This is a genomic window from Yersinia similis (assembly GCF_001053095.1).
GTDB lineage: Bacteria > Pseudomonadota > Gammaproteobacteria > Enterobacterales > Enterobacteriaceae > Yersinia > Yersinia similis.
This window is the reverse complement of the sequence record NZ_CGBP01000013.1, coordinates 1-15,376: the sequence shown is the minus strand read 5'-3', so window position 1 is coordinate 15,376 and position 15,376 is coordinate 1. Positions and strand designations below refer to the sequence as shown.

Sequence of the window (15,376 nt, the reverse complement as noted above, 5' to 3'; positions counted from 1 at the left end):
CTATTCCTCAGCAGATTTGCTGCCGGTAATGGGGTGGGGGGGGGTTAGACCTCATCCTTGAGGCTTTGTGATTAAGCGGCGTCAGTGAAGTTCATGCGGTTAAAAATGTGACGAACGCGCTCAACATCACCAGCGCAATATTTCGCCACCAAATCAATCTTTCCGTCACGGACAAAATCCCAAACCTTACTACCATCAATATCTTCGCCAATTTCTGAGCCTTTCAAGTCCAGCCCAAGGACGCGACATAATTTATCCAGTTTTACTCTGCCTTTGTATCCGGCCCACTCCGTCATCGTATCGAATAATGATTTATCCCAAGACTTAGCACCAACAGGCAGGAAGTGTGGCGGTCTAACCCCTAAAACAACAGCTCGCTGAAACAGGAATCTAAGGTCAAAATCAGCAACGTTATGGCCTATAAATACCGGCGGAGTCTGGCGTGATGGGTCATAGTTTTCATGCAAGAATTGGAAGAAGTCTGCGAGGATATGCTTTTCTGCATTAGGCCAGTCAGGACTAACAAATGTTTTTACTTCCCCATCATTCACAGCAACTGAAATACAGCAAACATGCCCAAAACCACCATCAAAACTTGTTTTTCTCCATTCTTCTTCGGCGGCTGACTCGCGATTTACATCAAGCCACTCCTTAATGCTTTCAGCTTTTTTGTACTGCCCTGGCGCAGTAATGCCATCAGCAATGGCTTGTTTAACTGTTGGGTCTTGCGCTGGAATGGTTTCAATGTCGATAAAAATATTCATGTGATTTCCTGTGTTTTAGATAGCAGAAATTCTCGCAATTTATGGCGATCTGCTTGAATTTTGTGAGGGTTATTTCTTTTTGCTAGAACGGCAGTTCACATAAAGCATGCAAAAATCCACTCAACCCATTAAAAACATTTACTTTTATCGTAACGAAAGCCAAATTTATCAAGTTAAAACCAAATATTGTTAACGATTTGGGTAAGAACTATGGGGGTGTTAGCCGCTAAGCGTAAAGATAGCATCTTGACACTTTTCAGCGATAGCACCTAATCAACAAAATGCCGACCAGAACTTAGAATACCCAGTTGGCCATGCCTATCTCCTGTGGTTATGGAGGAGCCCCTGAGAGATTACCTCCCGAGGATACCAGAAGCATCCAGCATTATTGGTATCTGCTCACCCGTCTTGTGTGTGACTAGCTCTATTTTCATTGCACCACCCTCATTGACAAAACAAGAATAGCCAAAGACTTCTAAGTTTACAATTTTTTGAATTATACGATTTTGTAAAATTACAGGGACTTATAAAACAATAAAACCCTTCGAATGCTTACACATTAAAAGGGTTTTATTTTTCATTTATCACTAGTAAAACCAATCAGTTAAATAAACCAGATCAAAATTTACTTAACAATATTAAATTTATGTCATTCAGAACGGAATATCGTCGTCAAAATCCATTGGTGGCTCGTTATTTTGTTGCGCCGCCTGCTGCTTCCCCTGTGCGTGTTGCTGGCCCCATTGCTGCTGATTCTGTTGCGGGCCTGATTGTTGCCGTCCTTGGTTCTGGGTTCCCTGTGAATCGGCTTGCTTACCGCCAAGCATTTGCATCGTACCGCCGACATTAACTACCACTTCCGTTGTGTAGCGATCCTGTCCTGATTGGTCTTGCCACTTCCGTGTTTGCAGTGCTCCCTCGATGTAGACCTGAGAACCTTTCCGTAGGTACTCACCAGCTACTTCTGCCAACTTCCCGAATAGCACAACCCTGTGCCACTCAGCCTTTTCTTTTTTCTCGCCAGTCGCTTTATCACGCCAGCTTTCCGATGTCGCGATCGTGATGCTGACTACCGCGCCGCCGTTCGGCATATATTTAACTTCTGGGTCTTGGCCCAAATTCCCGACCAGGATTACTTTGTTTACGCCTCTGCTAGCCATTCACGCCGCCTTTTGTGGTTTTAGTTCTGTGCTTCTGTGCCTGAATACTTCTACGCACTTAGATTGATGATCTGCTGAATTTGCCAATGCATTCCATGCTGGCTTGTAAATCCCCATCAGTTCATCAAGATACTGGCAGTTACTCGCTTGTGATGTGAAATCAGCAAGTATTTGATCGGCGGTTCTCAAGTGCGGGGTATTTTTTGTTTTCTGTGGCGGAGTCGGTTCTTGCTCAGATTGCTGTTTGTGCTCATTAGTATCAGCATCTTTTGCATCATCAATAGCGAGTAATCCATTTAAGCAGTATTTTCTGGCATATGAGCTCGTCGATCCGGTAACTTGCGCTGCATCCATGCCTTTCTTTGACTCTTCCTCTCTAGCTAACGCTGTCGCTTCGTGCATTGACTCTCCGTCAGTAATACGCGCTGTGGCCCTGACGTAGTGGCGCGCACCAATCATCACAACTTCATCGCTAATTGACAGAAATAACCCTTTTAGCAAAGGCTTGACTCCTTCTAAAATATCCTCACAGCTTCGATAGTTATATTTACCGAACGAGTTGTACTGATTCTTTGGCGCATTCAGAACTTGCTGAATACCTGCCAATTTTGCGTAAAATTCTTTGCTCATATCGGCCCTTAAAATGGTTGTTCACCCAAGAAGTAGCGCTTATTAATCCACTCAAGCCGCGCCAGATTTAGACATGCTTGCTTTACCTTTTTTTGCTTCTTTCTTCGGTAATACAAAGCATCCTGAATATGCTCCTTGCGCTTCAAGATGCTTTCCGATTCTGTTGCTGCGAGGCTCATTTCAACCCCCGATAAAATAAGCAATTGGCTACTTGAAACAGGTCATTGTTACCGACGCGGCGAGCATCAACCGCGAGTAGTTGGAGTGTTTTTACGATATCCATTAATGCTCACCTCGTTGATTTAATATCTCGATAATCCGCTTAGCGCCGTTTTTTACGTTGCGAAATATGCGGTCGAGTAGTGATTCAGAGCAGCCCACGCAAGGCCACCCTGCACAAATTAGCTGTTGCATGGGATACTCCAGATTAATTAGTAGGTAATTGCGATTGCCGAGACTTGGCCTTTAGCAATGGCTTTAACGCATTGCACGGCACATTCTTCAGGGATACCGGTAGCGACTAAATCAGCCACGGCCTGTTGATTGATAGCGCGCTTGTGTTCGACGTTAGCCGCTCGCGCCGCTGCTTCATCAGCAATTCGTTTCTCTTCAGCTAGCCGGGCATCTTCTTTCTGCTGCGCTTCACGCTTAATGCGATCTGCTGCTTCCTGCGCTTTACGTTGCTCGGCTGCGATAGCTTCCTGCTTCTCGCGTTCAGCGCGCTTAGCCAATTCTTTAGCATCACGTTCAGCTTTAGCGGCGGCATCCTTGGCGGTCTGTTCAGCTCGTTCCTGAGCCAGTTTTGCATCTCGTTCACGCTGTTCTGCGGCTTCAATGTCACGCTTAGCTTTCTCTTCAGCCTCGCGTTTAGCTTTCTCTGCTGCCTGTTGAGTAATGAATTCTTCGTGGGCCTTACGCAGGCGCTCAACTTCGTCAGCTTTCTCTTTGGCGTCACGGTCGAAAGCGTCATTCATCAGCAGGGCCATTTCGTGAGCCACTTCAATTTCTGCCGCTAACTCTTCAGCTTTCTTCTTGGCTTCAGCTTCCTGCTTAAGCCGTTCCTGTTCAGTTTCCCATTCAGTTAGTGGCCTGCGTGTTTCGTCACGCAATGCATTACAGGCATCAACAAACCGCTTAATTTCTGCCTCAGCAGGCTTAACAGCTTCTTTCAGCTTTTTCAGGTAATCACGGCCAGGCTTTTCAATCGCTGCCTTACTGCTGGATACGGAGGCTGCCAGTGATGCAATCCGCGCTCGACCTTTCGCTGTTGACAGGTCAGGGACTTCATTAACTTCCTGTCTAATCTGGTCGAGGTAACTATCAAGGCCGTTCGTGACGTACAGCGTGGGGTAGGATTCAGGCTTAATGTCGATTACCACCAAGCCGGTGTTTTCGTCTGCCATGCTCATTTCCTTGTGTTTAGCCCACAGCAAAACACCGACAGTTGTCAGTTATTTGCTCTGGGTGGGGGGGGTGGGGTTATTCGTCGTCGATAATGCGTTGGTGAGCAGTCCAGTCGTATATCTCATCTTGAGTGAACTGGTGCCCGTCTTTCTTCAGTTGCTCATACCCTTTTACTGCTTTAATTGATTCTTGAATATCACGTTCCATACATCACCTCATCTAGTGGTCTTATTGCTAAGCGATTACCCAGCCATCACGGTCTTTATAGTTAATACTTTCTGATCCGTCGTAATCTTCAATTTCAAACATTGAACCTTCAGGTACCCATTCAACTTTTAACTGTTTAACTCCGCCTTCATAAGCGTCAGGGAAAAGTTCGTTAGCCACCTGAATTGGAGTTTTATCAATCTCGCAAAGCACCGCTTTCGCCAATTCAACAGAAAATATTAACGCTTCATTATTGCGATTCCATGTTGACCAGCCAGCACCAAAACCCGGCGAGTATAAAACTGCCACATTTCCATCCCGCTTTAACTTTTCCACCATCATTCAGTCCTCATTTACCCGCCAATAAAAAAGGCCGCGTTATGCAGCCTTGAATCCTGTAACCTCAATCCGACATATCGGATAGGTATAAAGCTTGTTGTCCTGAATAATCTTCTGTGCAGCTTCCATGCTGTCAGCGCTGTCGCAGAACTTAATGTTCTCGTAATGTGCGCCGTCGTCGTTATCTGGCTTACCAGCCAGAACAGTGAAAGAAAGTGCCATTCTCTTACCCCTTAACTATTATTGTTCGCACCAGTACTCAAATCCTGAGTTGCCAGCAGAAATATTTGCTTTTCCTCTAAAGGCTTCTAACTGCTGGCCTTCATCGTTTTCAGCCACATACAGACCATTGACTTCCAGAAGCTCGTAAATGTTGCCAACCGCAAACCCATCTCCACCATCTTTTACACAAATAATGTTGCTATCTAGGTAAGTAGCCATCATGTAACCCTCCGATCTACCTCGCTGTTAATGATTCGGACTTACGGTAACCAGCGCTGAATATTGCAACGCCAGGCAAACAACAATTGTTAATAGAGTCGTAAACCTTCGTTGTGTGAACCATGACCGCCAAATCTACGCGATTTACTGGCTTACGGTTCAATCGCAGAGTGGGGCGCTTAATCTCACGCGACTCTGGTTCTACGATGCCGTGTTGTGCGTTGTATGCTGCCGTGAGAGCCAAGCGCTTATCGTTACGGCGCTGTCTTGCGTTGTCATAACCTTGATGAGCCATGGTGTTACCTCCAGTTAATGAGCTTTGGTGATGAGACCCTGCATTCCGACGATTGCTATGCACTCGTATCAGGGAGCCTTCGCTAATCCGTTTCTCATCCCAAAACTCATTCGCTTTGGTTGTTTCGTGCTTTTCAGCGCCGTTATCTTAAAGAACACTTCCTGTCGTACTTTTTGCGTCCTGCCGTTTCGATGGATTCAATATATGCGCATTGCGCAAATGCGTCAAACGCATATTAATAAATATAACTCGCATATTTGCTATTAATTTGAAATATAAGCATATTTATTTTTACGGATATGCAGATGTGACCCTTCGCACCCATCTATCAGGCGTGAAAAGTGTGATGTGAGTAGTGTTTTGGGTGGGTGGTGAGATTGTCAGATTACAGGCACAAAAAACCCGGCAGCGGGGCCGGGTTGGCTGGGTTATTTAAATACTCGGTCTAGGGCCTTCTCATACTGATCTTTGGTTTCACACATGGAAGCCATACCAATGATCTTACCTATGTGTCTTCGAAGCGCTTTCACTCCCACATCGGAAAGGAACATGTGAATTTTGTCACCTCGCTTTCCGTTTTCTTCTCTATTTTCCTTAGCAATATCTAATATCTTCCCTTCGCTTCTGGCTAAGGTTTCATATATATGTCTTTCCGTGAACCACCTGAAATTGCCCGGATGTCCGCCTTTTTCAGGCTTCTTTAATTCATATAATCGATACCACTCATAGTACAGCTCATCCGGAAATTCCTTCTCCCATGCTCTCGCCTCTTCCCTAACGTACATTTTAAATGCTTCGATAACTGCCTGTGCGGCAGGCTCATAGCCTGATACTGCATATGCAACACCGCGAATACCAGATTTAGCGGATGCATTCATCAGTCTTTGAGCTGCATCAGCTGCTGATGCCCTGCTTGCCGGGAGCACTCCTTTGTCCCTTGCTTTTACCAGTAACTTGGCAATATCTATAACAACACCAATATCAAAACCATGGGCAATAGTTGAGTTATTGGATCGCGCCTCAAGTTGAAATTTAAGAGGTTTTTCTAATTTATCCTCTAATTCAGGATCGCGCATGTCGCTCATAAAAGGAGCGGACATTAACCGGTCAATGTCGCGTGCAAGAGTGCCTATTTGGAGGAGTTGAGCTAATCCCGTCTTTGTCACCACCGGGGTTTTAAATTCATCATTCAGAACGTAACACTCAGCATCTATACCAAATTGATCTTGAAAGTTACCCATATGAGTAGCTTTAAAGCCCCATCTGGCTAGCGCGCCATTTTTTGCCTGTTCTTTTCTTTGTTCCGGCGTCAAGGATTTAGCCCTAGCCAAACCACCTTTCGATTTACCTGATGATGGTTTATTTTCTTCTTCCATTTGTAAGCACCCTTGTTGTGAAATGTGCTTGCATTATATCCACTGTATATTCATACAAGCAAGCATTTGTTTTTTTACATGCTTGCAATGTGAGAAGGCAATAAAAAAGGCCGCCTAAGCGACCTTAATCATCCCCACCCCTCTATGGGCTAGCAGTGGGTTAGCCGTGACGACGGTATGTTTGCGGAACGCTCCCAATTACCTTCCCATAGATTAATACACGGTTCATTTCTTCACGCTCTATCGGGTCCCAAGTTCTGTACCTGTCGCTATCTGACAGAACAAATAACTGAGATTTCATTTTTTGTAGTCTCTTAACGTGAGCAGTGTCGTCATAAAGAAATGCGTATATGCCATCACCATCGAAGTTATTAACGCTTACATCGACAAAAATAAGATCTCCAGGCTCTATAGTCCCCGACATGCTATCTCCGCGAACATTGATCATCTTCACAACGGATGCTGGCCGATTGCCGAAAAGGCGTCTAGCTTCCTCTGGCGTGTATTCGATTGATCTTATTACCTCAACGAACTCTTGGTTATTGATGGAACCGGGGCCAGCGCTTACAGAAATATCTAAGCATTCAATAATGTATGAATCTTTCCATTTTGAATGACGCTTTGTTTCGCCTTTTTCTACGTCCTTATCGGTAAACAAATCAGCCACTTCAACTCCTAGAGCGTCAGCAATTTTGGTGATTGTTGATTCAGTAAACCCCTGCTTCCCTGTCTCAAGGCGTGAGATATTCCCCACATCGCTACCAATCGCGGTGGCTAACTCAAGGATTGTCATTTTCGCAGCTTTGCGAAGTTCACGTATACGCGGTCCTATTTTCATAACTTTATTAAATCTCTTTTTTGCGTCCCTCGCAAAGCGCCTTGCGCAAACTTTACTTATCGCATAATATGCGTATAGCGCATTTAAAGGGGTAAAATATGCAAACACCACTAAGGAAAATGCGTGTAGAGAAAAAACTGACGATCGCTGAGGTGGCACTTGCTGTTCAGTGCGATGTCGGGAACCTAAGCCGAATCGAAAGGGGTACTCAAATTACCTCTCTTGAAATGGCCGAAAAACTTTCTAGGTTCTACGAAGGAATGATTACCGAAATGCAGATTCTCTACCCGCAGCGATACATGAAAGCCGTAAGCGACGCAGCTTAAGCACCACCCGCTCATTAACTCCTCTGCGCTGAAAAGCGCCCATTAAAACTAAGTCCCCAGATCCTCGGGGAGGAATAACAACATCTAAACCACAAGGGAAGTATTACGCATGGAACGTGCAACCACACGCAACAAGGCTCGAATCATTGAGGGCCAACTACTGAACAAGATTGCATTACGGGGCGTCACTGACATTGCTGACGCTGTTGGCGTTGATAAGTCACAGATATCCCGCTGGAAAGAAAACTTCATTCCGAAGATATCAATGCTTCTAGCTGTTTTGGAATGGGGAGTAGTCGATGACGAGATGGCAAGGCTGGCGAAGTCAGTGGCGTTGTTGCTCGTAAAACAAAAATCCCAACAGAAGGGCAGGGATTCCGAACAAATCACAATAAATTTTTGAGGTTAAAAATGATTTTAACTCTGAGTAAAGCCGCACTTCTAAGTTCCATGATTTTTCAGGCCCATAAAGATATTCGCTACTACTTGAACGGGATCTGCTTTGCGCCTGATGGGAAGTTATACGCCACTGATGGGCACCGGGCATTTATTGGCGAGCATGAAAGTAAAGAACTTACTGAAACCATCATTGTGGCAATCAAAGGCCCGAAGGTGACTAAGTTTGAAAAGGCTGAGATTGATACTGATAGCGGCCTTGTGGCTTACCTTAACGAGCATGGAACGCGTGTAGGTGCCGGTATTTGCGAAGTGGTAGATGGTCGATTCCCTGACATTCAGAGGATCATTTCCAACTTCAAAAGCAAACCTACTGATGAGATAGGATTCAACGCTGGATATCTAGCTGATATTGAGAAAGCAGCAAAACTCTATAGCCCTAAATTCTGCGGCATAAAAATTAAACCAAATGGTAACACCGATGCTTCCATCGTAGAGCTTCATAGCGCCTTCGATAAAGCCACCGTAGTCATCATGCCAATGCGCATCTAATCATGAATATCCCAAATGAAAATGCCCCAACAGCGATAACTGTCAGGGCATCAATGCAAATTAACTGGATCAATTCACAGGAGTAATTATGAACGAGAAACCAATTTTGTTCAATGCCGAGATGGTCAACGCCATTCTCAGTGGTCGCAAAACGCAGACCAGAAGAATCATGAAGTCTGATTGCATGGAAATTGCCGAAAATGACGACGGCTTACTTTGGCCGTGGCGGGAGGATTGTGAGCGTGGTGGTGATATCTGGTATCCATGCCCGCTTGGGGCGGTCGGCGATCAGCTATGGGTTCGCGAATGTTTTTCAGATTTAGTTAGCTTTGGTTTTTTTGATGGTGCCGTACCTGACTTTGTGCCGGATTACTGGTACTGGGCAGGCGGCAATCCTAAGTGGGGTGATTGGACTAAACCAAAGCCATCAATCCACATGCCGCGCACTGCTAGCCGCATCAACCTGCTCATCACTGGCGTTCGTGTTGAGCGGTTGCAGGATATCAGTGAGCAGGATGCAGCGGCTGAAGGGTGCCTGTACGGAAAAGGGAATGGTGAAATTGATTTGGCTGTGAGGCCAGAGAATCACTTCCCTACTTTGTGGGCATCTATCTACGGCGCTGAAAGCTGGCAGGCTAACCCATGGGTATGGGTAATTGATTTTGAGCGCATGGAGGCCAAATGAATACAGCGGAGATACTTCAATTTCCCTCTGAATCAGGGGGGCAGGAGCGACGTGTGGTGGATACCGAAAACGGTTATACCCGTATCGCTAACGAACTACTTGAGGCGGTCATAGGCTCTGGGTTAACTCAGAATCAACTCCTGATCACTCTGGCGGTCATTCGCAAGACATACGGCTATAACAAATCGGCTGACTGGGTGGGGAATGCCCAGTTGTCAGAATTAACTGGCCTACCTGAAACGCGGTGCAGCACGGAACGCAATAAGCTCGTCAAAATGAACATCCTGACGGTAACCGGCAGACAGGTGGGGATCAACAAGGAGATATCCTCTTGGCAGACCAAGTTTAACGGAATCTGTAAACCCTTTACTGAAACTGTAAAGTTTACAGAATCTGTAAAGAAAACCTTTACTGAATCAGTAAATCCGACTTTACAGAATCTGTTAAACACAAAAGACAATAATACAAAAGACAATAAAGACATTAAAAAGATATTACCGGCAGAAGTTAAACCGGCCGCTGAAAAAGACAAACGAGCCACTCAGAAACCCGTCGGATTTTCCCCAACTGAAAAGCATGAATCTTTGGCTGCCAGGCTAGGGGTTAACCTGCAAAACGAATTTGAGGCTTTCTCGGATTACCACGAATCGAAAGGTTCAAAGTTTAAAAATTGGGATGCCGCTCTGAATACTTGGCTTAGAAATTCGGTCAAGTTTAGTGGCAAGCCGTCTTTCTCCGCTAAGCCTCAAGCCGTATCCAGCCGTGCAACGTCAGATAACTTCTCAGCTAAAAATTACGGCTCAACCGAATACCCTGGTTGGGCGGAGGATTAACCATGCCTGATTATCAAGAACAGATCGCAAGTCTGGAGAAGGAATTGAGTGCGCTCAACTCCCCACCAAGAGTTATGCCAAATACAACGGTTTTTACTGAGACGAAGAATTGCTACTTGCATGGCGAGTTTGAAATGCGAACCAGAAAGGCCGATATGTTTAACCGAGTGATGAGCCATACGTCATGCCCCGGCTGCACGAAAGATGAAATTGCAAAGCTTAAAAATCTCCTGCTGAAAGAGTCAGAGCGGCGCAGAGAGTTTGAAACTGTTCGCCTGATGGAACTGCTTGGTATCCCTGACCGATTTAAATCAGTGACGCTAGATAACTATCAGGCTGATAACTCAGAGGCAGTGCGTTGCCTGAAACTCTGCAAAGCCTATGTATCTAAATGGCCTGAACGTCTTAAGCAAGGTGGTGGCTTGGTGATGTGTGGTAAACCCGGCACTGGCAAGAATCATCTGGCATTTGCCATTGCAAAGCAGGTGATTGCAGATCACCAGTCATGCGCACGGTTCACGTCAGCGCTCCGCATTGCCCGAAACTTCAAATCAACATGGAGTAAGACAGCCGAAAAAACTGAGGCTGCTGTTATCGAAGAGTACACCTATCCAGACCTGTTGATTATCGATGAGATCGGCGTCCAGTTTGGTAGTGATGCTGAAAAGATGATCCTCTTTGAAATTATCAACAACCGCTATGAAGACATGAAACCAACCATCCTGATAAGCAACCTGCCGAAAGACGAACTAAGCGCTTTCATTGGTGAGCGAGTGATTGATCGGATGAATGATGGCGGCGGTTGTACGCTGGCGTTTACGTGGGATAGCTACCGGTCGAGGGCTGCATGATGGACATAACTAAATCTCGGGAAGAGTTTGAGAAGTGGGCAAATAGACTTCCATCCATATCCATTACTGGTCGCTTAGAGCGATGCGGCGAAAACTATGTTGATGATTATCACACGGTATTTTGGCTAGCTTGGAAAGCCAGCCGTGACAGCATCGAGGTAGACCTTGACCACCTTGGATACATTCAGGTTGAAGAGGATGTGTTTTATCCAGACTTGGATGCCATCAGGCACCTACTTGTATCAAGCGGCATTCGAATCAAGGGAGAGGGTGAATGACATGAAAAAAACAACAATTGTAGGATGCTTTCACTGCTTAAAAACGCATGCGGTGGGCGATAGAGTGAAACCGGATGTTTATTCCGGCGGGGAATGGATTACTGAGTGCCCTTTTTGCGGACGCTCCCAGTTCGTTTCTACACGACAATTGATGAAGATTAAACGGGATCTAACTTCATGAAAGCATTAGATAGTTTTACTGTAGAGCAGCTAAATAATTTCATCGAATCAGACCATGCGCAATGTGGTGATGTAGCAGCACTAGCCCGGATCGCGTTAGCTGCAAAGAGAGCTGAGCCAGTTATTAATGTTGGATTTAGAGGTGGCTGGCCGATACCTGAGCTGCTTAACATCATTCAAGGATGCAGGTCGCTTCCTGATGGCTTTCATGATTTCTACACAACCCCACGGTTGAACTCTCTGGAGATACCGTGGGGTTGGATTAGATGTAGCGACCGGATGCCTGAAGTTGGCGATGTTGTTATCACCGCTTACCAAGGCTGTACAAATGTTGGGCAAATGGAGCGTTCTGGGAAAACTTACAGATATTTCACATCAATTGCTTCTGGGCGAGAATTGCCAGCAACCCACTGGATGCCACTACCCGCCGCGCCGGAGAAGCCGCTATGAATACCGAAATACTATCCCATATCGGAAACACAATATTCGGCAGTTACCACAATGATTTCTGTCCTCAGTGGGACGAAATGTTAAATAGGATTCTTGACTCTGGTGAATTGGTTGAGTGCCGAAGTGGAATCGTCAGCTTTAAGTTCGAAGGAAAAGAGATAGATATTTGGGCCAACAACAAATGGTATGCCTACGGTAAAGTTTGGAGAATTAATGGAGTTGTAATTGAGAGACCACTTCAAAAGCGTCCAAGATTCAAAACCATGCAAAAACTAAATAACTTACATACCGAATTATGGCTGAAGGAATCAAAGGCTAAATATCAAGAGCTTATTAGGGGGATATGATGGATAAACAGAAGTATTTACTTCTAAACGAAAGCATCAAACAAAACGCAATAGCAGCCATCAGAAATACACCGCTCGATTTCAAATCCCCCAAAGAAGTCATCATCCAAGAACCCAAGCGAAGCATTTTGCAAAACAACAAAATGTGGCCCTTGCTTACTGACATTGCCGAACAAGTATTCTGGCATGGCGTGAAGTACAGCAAGGAGGACTGGAAGGACTTAATCACTGACCTTGTAGCAGAAACCAAGAAGCAGGAACGCAGACAGGCACCGGGCATTACAGGTGGCTATGTTCGCTTTGGTCATCGCACAAGCCAGATGAGAAAGAGCGAGATGGTAGAGATTATCGAAGCCGCTTACTGGTTTGGTACTGAGCATAACGTGAAGTTTAGCGACGACGCCAAGCGAGATGTGGAGTGGGCTAACCGGTTCGGTGACAAGGGAAAGGTGGCAGCATGAGTGAATCTGACTGGCTAATAATTTGCGCGTTCATCTGCTCTGTAATTTATGCAGGGATAAGAGGGAGACGAAGATGAACAAGTTACCAAAAAATCGTAACTGCAAAGTATGCAAAACGAGGTTCAAGCCAGAGACCGTATATCAGTGGTGGTGCAACGAGGAACATAGAATTGAGTATGCAGTCCTCATCATGAAAGATAAGCGAAGTCGAGACCAGGCTAGCGAATTAAAGCGAAGGCAGGAGAAAGAAAAGGAGGAAAGAAAAAAGTTAAAAGTCAGGAAGATAAACGCACAGCCAAAAAAGTATTGGATTAAGCAAGCACAGCAAGCCGTTAACGCATTTGTAAGAGCACGAGATTCAAACCTACCCTGCGTATCATGTGGCACCCATTCAGCAGCACAGTGGGACGCCGGGCACTACAGAACAACCGCAGCAGCACCTCAATTCAGATTCGACCCCCGACAAATACACAAACAATGTTCAGTCTGCAACCAGCACAAGAGCGGGAATATCGTTCCATACCGCGTCGAGATGATTAAGCGCATTGGCATAAAGACCGTTGAGGCTATCGAGAATAACCACGAGCGCCGCAGCTACAGCGTTGAAGAGTTAAAAGGTATTCGTGATTACTACCGGCTGGAATTGAAGCGGCTAAAAGAAACTCAGGAGGCAGCGTGAATGTAACTCAGTTAAAACTCACCAAGGATCAGCATGATTGGGTTAATGGCTGGCTTGAACTGTGGGGCGCATGGGTTTATTCAGGAAGATTAGAGAAGCGCATGAGCAGCGTTATAGCTCAGTATATGGCGACGGTAGAACCACAGAAATATCCAGATAGGCCGATGTGTAATGACGATGACGGAATGTTGATTTCTCATGTCGTAGATTCTGTCATGTACATTGATGCAAAGGCCTTCGGGATATTGATGAGCTACTACGTGAACAATTCAACTGAATACGCAATATCAGTCTACAGCTACAAGAGTGCAAATCCCCGCAAGATAACCACACGTGGAGGTAATCGACTTAAGCGCCCATCGCTATCAACCTGCCGCAGAGAAGTTAAAGAAATACTGGATGCTAGTGTCTTTATGATTTACCAACCGCTGCTATCTGCGATGAACAGTCGTAAACGTGTAGGTAAAATTCAGAAAGTTGCTTAGAAAGTGTTGACATGTTTGAACAAATGAGCAATGATAAGTAGGTAAGGTGCCGTATCTGTCTTAAGTCGGTGCCGCAAGTATAAATAAGCCTCGGTTAATCGCCGGGGCTTTTTGCATTTAAATGATATGCGGTCGGTACATTGTAGGTATCGACGCCGGAACCGTAACCGGCTTCACATTCGCTTGAGCATCACTGAGTAATGGGAAGGAAGAATGCTACCATCTTCAATGATTATTGATTTTCTGAAAGTATCCCCAGCGATCAGTTTGGCGGATTACCTTCAAAACGCCGAAGATTATGCTCTGCTAGCACACCTTGTTTCAAATTCTTCCAGCGCTCCAGGGCAAGAGCGTAATGTTTCTTCCTTAACGGGAGAGCAAGAAGACCAGCTTGAGTAAAATCAGGTTTTTGGCTAATGAGATATTTTAGACTAACTTCGGCCTGATCTAATTTTTCGGCGGCTTGAGACAAGCGGCGATCAATTATTGCCATAGAGCATATGACGGCACCTACACCCGTATATCCTAGTTGCATTAGATATTGCTCAACGAGGGGAAGGAAGTTATCACTTTCCTCAAGTGACGCTTTTCCGGTGCCATAGAGAAGAACAAACAGCAATTCCTCAGTTCTAATTGTCTCAGGAAGATTTTTCAAAAATTCTAAAATAGTTATGCGTGGGTCGATGCTATCCATGCGATTAATCTTATTTTGCAGTTGTGGTTAACCGAAATAATATCATAACAGACAGTATTTCCTAGCGGTTGTGGTGACGGCTGGAAACACGCGCCGGGCGTGAGTGGTATCCCGGTACTTATTCAGGGCTGCGCTTATGCGTGGCCTTTTCTATTTATAACCCCCGACAATGCCGGGAAAGGATTCCCCGGATGGGGGGTGGATATGAAAATGCACAGGTCACCGGATATTTGGAGTCTGATCATCACGTGGATCGGAGAGCATCGCGGCGAACTCATTAGCGCTGGGTTGGCCGCAATTATGGCAATTTTGCGCGGTATGTACGCGGGCGGGGGGCGGACGCAAGTCATGCTTGATGCTGCAATGTGCTCACTCATTGCCTGGTTTATTGAAGACGTACTAACAATGTTTGGCGTAGAGCCAGGCTGGACATTAATACTCAGCGTATTTATCGGCTACATGGGTACTGACTATATTGGGTCGGTACTTAAACGCATTGTTGGCAGCAAGACAGGGGGCAGCAATGAAAATCAATAATTTTCGTTTCAGCCAGCGCAGTGAAAATAATCTAAAAGGTGTTAACGCTGACCTGGTGAAAGTAGTGCGACGGGCATTGGATCTATCGAGCGTTGATTTCGGTGTTATCGAAGGATTACGCACAGTAGAACGGCAGCGCGAACTCTTCAACGCAGTACCAAAAAAAAC

Annotated in this window: 27 protein-coding genes and 1 pseudogene; 14 read left to right on the top strand and 14 right to left on the bottom strand. The window is 45.5% G+C overall.

Features of this window, described 5'->3' with window-relative positions:
* Positions 1-71 precede the first annotated feature (71 nt).
* The 13 genes from AC971_RS11365 to AC971_RS11320 form a co-directional block, all read right to left on the bottom strand.
* On the bottom strand, positions 72-764 hold the full coding sequence (locus tag AC971_RS11365) for a 3'-5' exonuclease family protein (protein ID WP_025383364.1): 693 nt from the start codon (positions 762-764) through the stop codon (positions 72-74).
* A 653-nt stretch (positions 765-1,417) separates the two neighbouring features.
* Positions 1,418-1,924, bottom strand: a complete 507-nt coding sequence (locus tag AC971_RS11360; protein ID WP_025383365.1) for a single-stranded DNA-binding protein — start codon at positions 1,922-1,924, stop codon at positions 1,418-1,420.
* On the bottom strand, positions 1,925-2,554 hold the full coding sequence (locus AC971_RS11355; RefSeq protein ID WP_025383366.1) for an ERF family protein: 630 nt from the start codon (positions 2,552-2,554) through the stop codon (positions 1,925-1,927). It abuts the gene before it with no gap.
* Between the two features lie 8 nt (positions 2,555-2,562).
* On the bottom strand, positions 2,563-2,733 hold the full coding sequence (locus tag AC971_RS24680) for a hypothetical protein (RefSeq protein ID WP_167330751.1): 171 nt from the start codon (positions 2,731-2,733) through the stop codon (positions 2,563-2,565).
* A gap of 103 nt (positions 2,734-2,836) precedes the next feature.
* Positions 2,837-2,968, bottom strand: a complete 132-nt coding sequence (locus tag AC971_RS24275; RefSeq protein ID WP_144236081.1) for a protease FtsH-inhibitory lysogeny factor CIII — start codon at positions 2,966-2,968, stop codon at positions 2,837-2,839.
* Positions 2,969-2,985: 17 nt separating this feature from the next.
* Entirely contained in the window at positions 2,986-3,957 is a 972-nt protein-coding gene (locus AC971_RS11350) for a hypothetical protein (RefSeq protein WP_025383367.1), read from the bottom strand.
* A 76-nt stretch (positions 3,958-4,033) separates the two neighbouring features.
* Entirely contained in the window at positions 4,034-4,165 is a 132-nt protein-coding gene (locus AC971_RS25505) for a hypothetical protein (RefSeq protein ID WP_268869947.1), read from the bottom strand.
* 27 nt (positions 4,166-4,192) lie between these two features.
* Positions 4,193-4,507 carry a hypothetical protein gene (locus AC971_RS11345; protein WP_025383368.1) on the bottom strand — a complete coding sequence of 105 codons (315 nt, stop codon included), beginning with the start codon at positions 4,505-4,507 and terminating at the stop codon, positions 4,193-4,195.
* Positions 4,508-4,543: 36 nt separating this feature from the next.
* Complete coding sequence (locus AC971_RS11340; RefSeq protein WP_025383369.1) at positions 4,544-4,726, bottom strand: hypothetical protein; 183 nt, start codon at positions 4,724-4,726, stop codon at positions 4,544-4,546.
* 18 nt (positions 4,727-4,744) lie between these two features.
* Positions 4,745-4,945 carry a hypothetical protein gene (locus tag AC971_RS11335; protein WP_038402193.1) on the bottom strand — a complete coding sequence of 67 codons (201 nt, stop codon included), beginning with the start codon at positions 4,943-4,945 and terminating at the stop codon, positions 4,745-4,747.
* A 16-nt stretch (positions 4,946-4,961) separates the two neighbouring features.
* Entirely contained in the window at positions 4,962-5,240 is a 279-nt protein-coding gene (locus tag AC971_RS11330) for a transcriptional antitermination N peptide (RefSeq protein WP_025383371.1), read from the bottom strand.
* A 428-nt stretch (positions 5,241-5,668) separates the two neighbouring features.
* Positions 5,669-6,616, bottom strand: coding sequence for a P63C domain-containing protein (locus AC971_RS11325; RefSeq protein ID WP_025383372.1), 948 nt, complete (start codon positions 6,614-6,616; stop codon positions 5,669-5,671).
* A gap of 160 nt (positions 6,617-6,776) precedes the next feature.
* Positions 6,777-7,454, bottom strand: a complete 678-nt coding sequence (locus tag AC971_RS11320; RefSeq protein WP_025383373.1) for an XRE family transcriptional regulator — start codon at positions 7,452-7,454, stop codon at positions 6,777-6,779.
* A gap of 98 nt (positions 7,455-7,552) precedes the next feature.
* Here AC971_RS11320 and AC971_RS11315 point away from each other — a divergent pair, with 98 nt between their 5' ends.
* From AC971_RS11315 to AC971_RS11260, 12 genes are all read left to right on the top strand, one after another.
* The gene (locus AC971_RS11315; RefSeq protein ID WP_025383374.1) at positions 7,553-7,780 is read left to right on the top strand and encodes a helix-turn-helix domain-containing protein; all 228 of its coding nucleotides are present in this window, start codon (positions 7,553-7,555) and stop codon (positions 7,778-7,780) included.
* Between the two features lie 109 nt (positions 7,781-7,889).
* Positions 7,890-8,183, top strand: a complete 294-nt coding sequence (locus tag AC971_RS11310) for a CII family transcriptional regulator (RefSeq protein WP_025383375.1) — start codon at positions 7,890-7,892, stop codon at positions 8,181-8,183.
* An 8-nt stretch (positions 8,184-8,191) separates the two neighbouring features.
* On the top strand, positions 8,192-8,728 hold the full coding sequence (locus AC971_RS11305) for a beta clamp domain-containing protein (RefSeq protein WP_025383376.1): 537 nt from the start codon (positions 8,192-8,194) through the stop codon (positions 8,726-8,728).
* A gap of 88 nt (positions 8,729-8,816) precedes the next feature.
* Positions 8,817-9,413, top strand: coding sequence for an ASCH domain-containing protein (locus AC971_RS11300; RefSeq protein WP_025383377.1), 597 nt, complete (start codon positions 8,817-8,819; stop codon positions 9,411-9,413).
* Positions 9,410-10,246: a replication protein gene (locus AC971_RS22015; protein WP_025383378.1), complete on the top strand. Its 837-nt coding sequence runs from the start codon at positions 9,410-9,412 to the stop codon at positions 10,244-10,246. Before AC971_RS11300 ends, AC971_RS22015 begins: the two co-directional genes overlap by 4 nt.
* A gap of 2 nt (positions 10,247-10,248) precedes the next feature.
* Positions 10,249-11,097 (top strand): ATP-binding protein, encoded by an 849-nt coding sequence (locus AC971_RS11290; RefSeq protein WP_081761335.1) that lies wholly within the window; start codon positions 10,249-10,251, stop codon positions 11,095-11,097.
* Complete coding sequence (locus AC971_RS11285) at positions 11,097-11,375, top strand: phiTE_015 family protein (RefSeq protein ID WP_025383380.1); 279 nt, start codon at positions 11,097-11,099, stop codon at positions 11,373-11,375. Before AC971_RS11290 ends, AC971_RS11285 begins: the two co-directional genes overlap by 1 nt.
* A gap of 177 nt (positions 11,376-11,552) precedes the next feature.
* Positions 11,553-12,005 (top strand): DUF551 domain-containing protein, encoded by a 453-nt coding sequence (locus AC971_RS11280; RefSeq protein ID WP_025383381.1) that lies wholly within the window; start codon positions 11,553-11,555, stop codon positions 12,003-12,005.
* The gene (locus AC971_RS11275; RefSeq protein ID WP_025383382.1) at positions 12,002-12,352 is read left to right on the top strand and encodes a hypothetical protein; all 351 of its coding nucleotides are present in this window, start codon (positions 12,002-12,004) and stop codon (positions 12,350-12,352) included. The genes AC971_RS11280 and AC971_RS11275 overlap by 4 nt, the downstream gene beginning before the upstream one ends.
* Entirely contained in the window at positions 12,352-12,813 is a 462-nt protein-coding gene (locus AC971_RS11270; RefSeq protein ID WP_025383383.1) for a recombination protein NinB, read from the top strand. Before AC971_RS11275 ends, AC971_RS11270 begins: the two co-directional genes overlap by 1 nt.
* A gap of 73 nt (positions 12,814-12,886) precedes the next feature.
* Positions 12,887-13,492, top strand: a complete 606-nt coding sequence (locus tag AC971_RS11265) for a recombination protein NinG (RefSeq protein WP_025383384.1) — start codon at positions 12,887-12,889, stop codon at positions 13,490-13,492.
* On the top strand, positions 13,489-13,977 hold the full coding sequence (locus tag AC971_RS11260; protein WP_025383385.1) for an antiterminator Q family protein: 489 nt from the start codon (positions 13,489-13,491) through the stop codon (positions 13,975-13,977). Before AC971_RS11265 ends, AC971_RS11260 begins: the two co-directional genes overlap by 4 nt.
* A gap of 262 nt (positions 13,978-14,239) precedes the next feature.
* On the opposite strand, the gene AC971_RS11255 is transcribed toward AC971_RS11260, so the two are convergent.
* The gene (locus AC971_RS11255) at positions 14,240-14,671 is read right to left on the bottom strand and encodes a hypothetical protein (RefSeq protein ID WP_012303803.1); all 432 of its coding nucleotides are present in this window, start codon (positions 14,669-14,671) and stop codon (positions 14,240-14,242) included.
* Positions 14,672-14,875: 204 nt separating this feature from the next.
* Between AC971_RS11255 and AC971_RS11250 the strand changes: the two genes are divergently transcribed.
* Together AC971_RS11250 and AC971_RS22010 are read left to right on the top strand one after the other, a co-directional pair.
* The gene (locus tag AC971_RS11250) at positions 14,876-15,208 is read left to right on the top strand and encodes a phage holin, lambda family (protein ID WP_025383386.1); all 333 of its coding nucleotides are present in this window, start codon (positions 14,876-14,878) and stop codon (positions 15,206-15,208) included.
* A pseudogene (locus tag AC971_RS22010) lies at positions 15,195-15,376 on the top strand (M15 family metallopeptidase); the annotation flags it as partial. The gene AC971_RS11250 and the pseudogene AC971_RS22010, both read left to right, overlap by 14 nt.

Excerpts from the sequence above, each read along its gene's own strand:
- AC971_RS11365 (WP_025383364.1), bottom strand. The coding sequence starts at position 764 with ATGAATATTTTTATCGACATTGAAACCATTCCAGCGCAAGACCCAACA.
- AC971_RS11360 (WP_025383365.1), bottom strand. The coding sequence starts at position 1,924 with ATGGCTAGCAGAGGCGTAAACAAAGTAATCCTGGTCGGGAATTTGGGC.
- AC971_RS11355 (WP_025383366.1), bottom strand. The coding sequence starts at position 2,554 with ATGAGCAAAGAATTTTACGCAAAATTGGCAGGTATTCAGCAAGTTCTG.
- AC971_RS24680 (WP_167330751.1), bottom strand. The coding sequence starts at position 2,733 with ATGAGCCTCGCAGCAACAGAATCGGAAAGCATCTTGAAGCGCAAGGAG.
- AC971_RS24275 (WP_144236081.1), bottom strand. The coding sequence starts at position 2,968 with ATGCAACAGCTAATTTGTGCAGGGTGGCCTTGCGTGGGCTGCTCTGAA.
- AC971_RS11350 (WP_025383367.1), bottom strand. The coding sequence starts at position 3,957 with ATGGCAGACGAAAACACCGGCTTGGTGGTAATCGACATTAAGCCTGAA.
- AC971_RS25505 (WP_268869947.1), bottom strand. The coding sequence starts at position 4,165 with ATGGAACGTGATATTCAAGAATCAATTAAAGCAGTAAAAGGGTATGAG.
- AC971_RS11345 (WP_025383368.1), bottom strand. The coding sequence starts at position 4,507 with ATGATGGTGGAAAAGTTAAAGCGGGATGGAAATGTGGCAGTTTTATAC.
- AC971_RS11340 (WP_025383369.1), bottom strand. The coding sequence starts at position 4,726 with ATGGCACTTTCTTTCACTGTTCTGGCTGGTAAGCCAGATAACGACGAC.
- AC971_RS11335 (WP_038402193.1), bottom strand. The coding sequence starts at position 4,945 with ATGGCTACTTACCTAGATAGCAACATTATTTGTGTAAAAGATGGTGGA.
- AC971_RS11330 (WP_025383371.1), bottom strand. The coding sequence starts at position 5,240 with ATGGCTCATCAAGGTTATGACAACGCAAGACAGCGCCGTAACGATAAG.
- AC971_RS11325 (WP_025383372.1), bottom strand. The coding sequence starts at position 6,616 with ATGGAAGAAGAAAATAAACCATCATCAGGTAAATCGAAAGGTGGTTTG.
- AC971_RS11320 (WP_025383373.1), bottom strand. The coding sequence starts at position 7,454 with ATGAAAATAGGACCGCGTATACGTGAACTTCGCAAAGCTGCGAAAATG.
- AC971_RS11315 (WP_025383374.1), top strand. The coding sequence starts at position 7,553 with ATGCAAACACCACTAAGGAAAATGCGTGTAGAGAAAAAACTGACGATC.
- AC971_RS11310 (WP_025383375.1), top strand. The coding sequence starts at position 7,890 with ATGGAACGTGCAACCACACGCAACAAGGCTCGAATCATTGAGGGCCAA.
- AC971_RS11305 (WP_025383376.1), top strand. The coding sequence starts at position 8,192 with ATGATTTTAACTCTGAGTAAAGCCGCACTTCTAAGTTCCATGATTTTT.
- AC971_RS11300 (WP_025383377.1), top strand. The coding sequence starts at position 8,817 with ATGAACGAGAAACCAATTTTGTTCAATGCCGAGATGGTCAACGCCATT.
- AC971_RS22015 (WP_025383378.1), top strand. The coding sequence starts at position 9,410 with ATGAATACAGCGGAGATACTTCAATTTCCCTCTGAATCAGGGGGGCAG.
- AC971_RS11290 (WP_081761335.1), top strand. The coding sequence starts at position 10,249 with ATGCCTGATTATCAAGAACAGATCGCAAGTCTGGAGAAGGAATTGAGT.
- AC971_RS11285 (WP_025383380.1), top strand. The coding sequence starts at position 11,097 with ATGGACATAACTAAATCTCGGGAAGAGTTTGAGAAGTGGGCAAATAGA.
- AC971_RS11280 (WP_025383381.1), top strand. The coding sequence starts at position 11,553 with ATGAAAGCATTAGATAGTTTTACTGTAGAGCAGCTAAATAATTTCATC.
- AC971_RS11275 (WP_025383382.1), top strand. The coding sequence starts at position 12,002 with ATGAATACCGAAATACTATCCCATATCGGAAACACAATATTCGGCAGT.
- AC971_RS11270 (WP_025383383.1), top strand. The coding sequence starts at position 12,352 with ATGGATAAACAGAAGTATTTACTTCTAAACGAAAGCATCAAACAAAAC.
- AC971_RS11265 (WP_025383384.1), top strand. The coding sequence starts at position 12,887 with ATGAACAAGTTACCAAAAAATCGTAACTGCAAAGTATGCAAAACGAGG.
- AC971_RS11255 (WP_012303803.1), bottom strand. The coding sequence starts at position 14,671 with ATGGATAGCATCGACCCACGCATAACTATTTTAGAATTTTTGAAAAAT.
- AC971_RS11250 (WP_025383386.1), top strand. The coding sequence starts at position 14,876 with ATGAAAATGCACAGGTCACCGGATATTTGGAGTCTGATCATCACGTGG.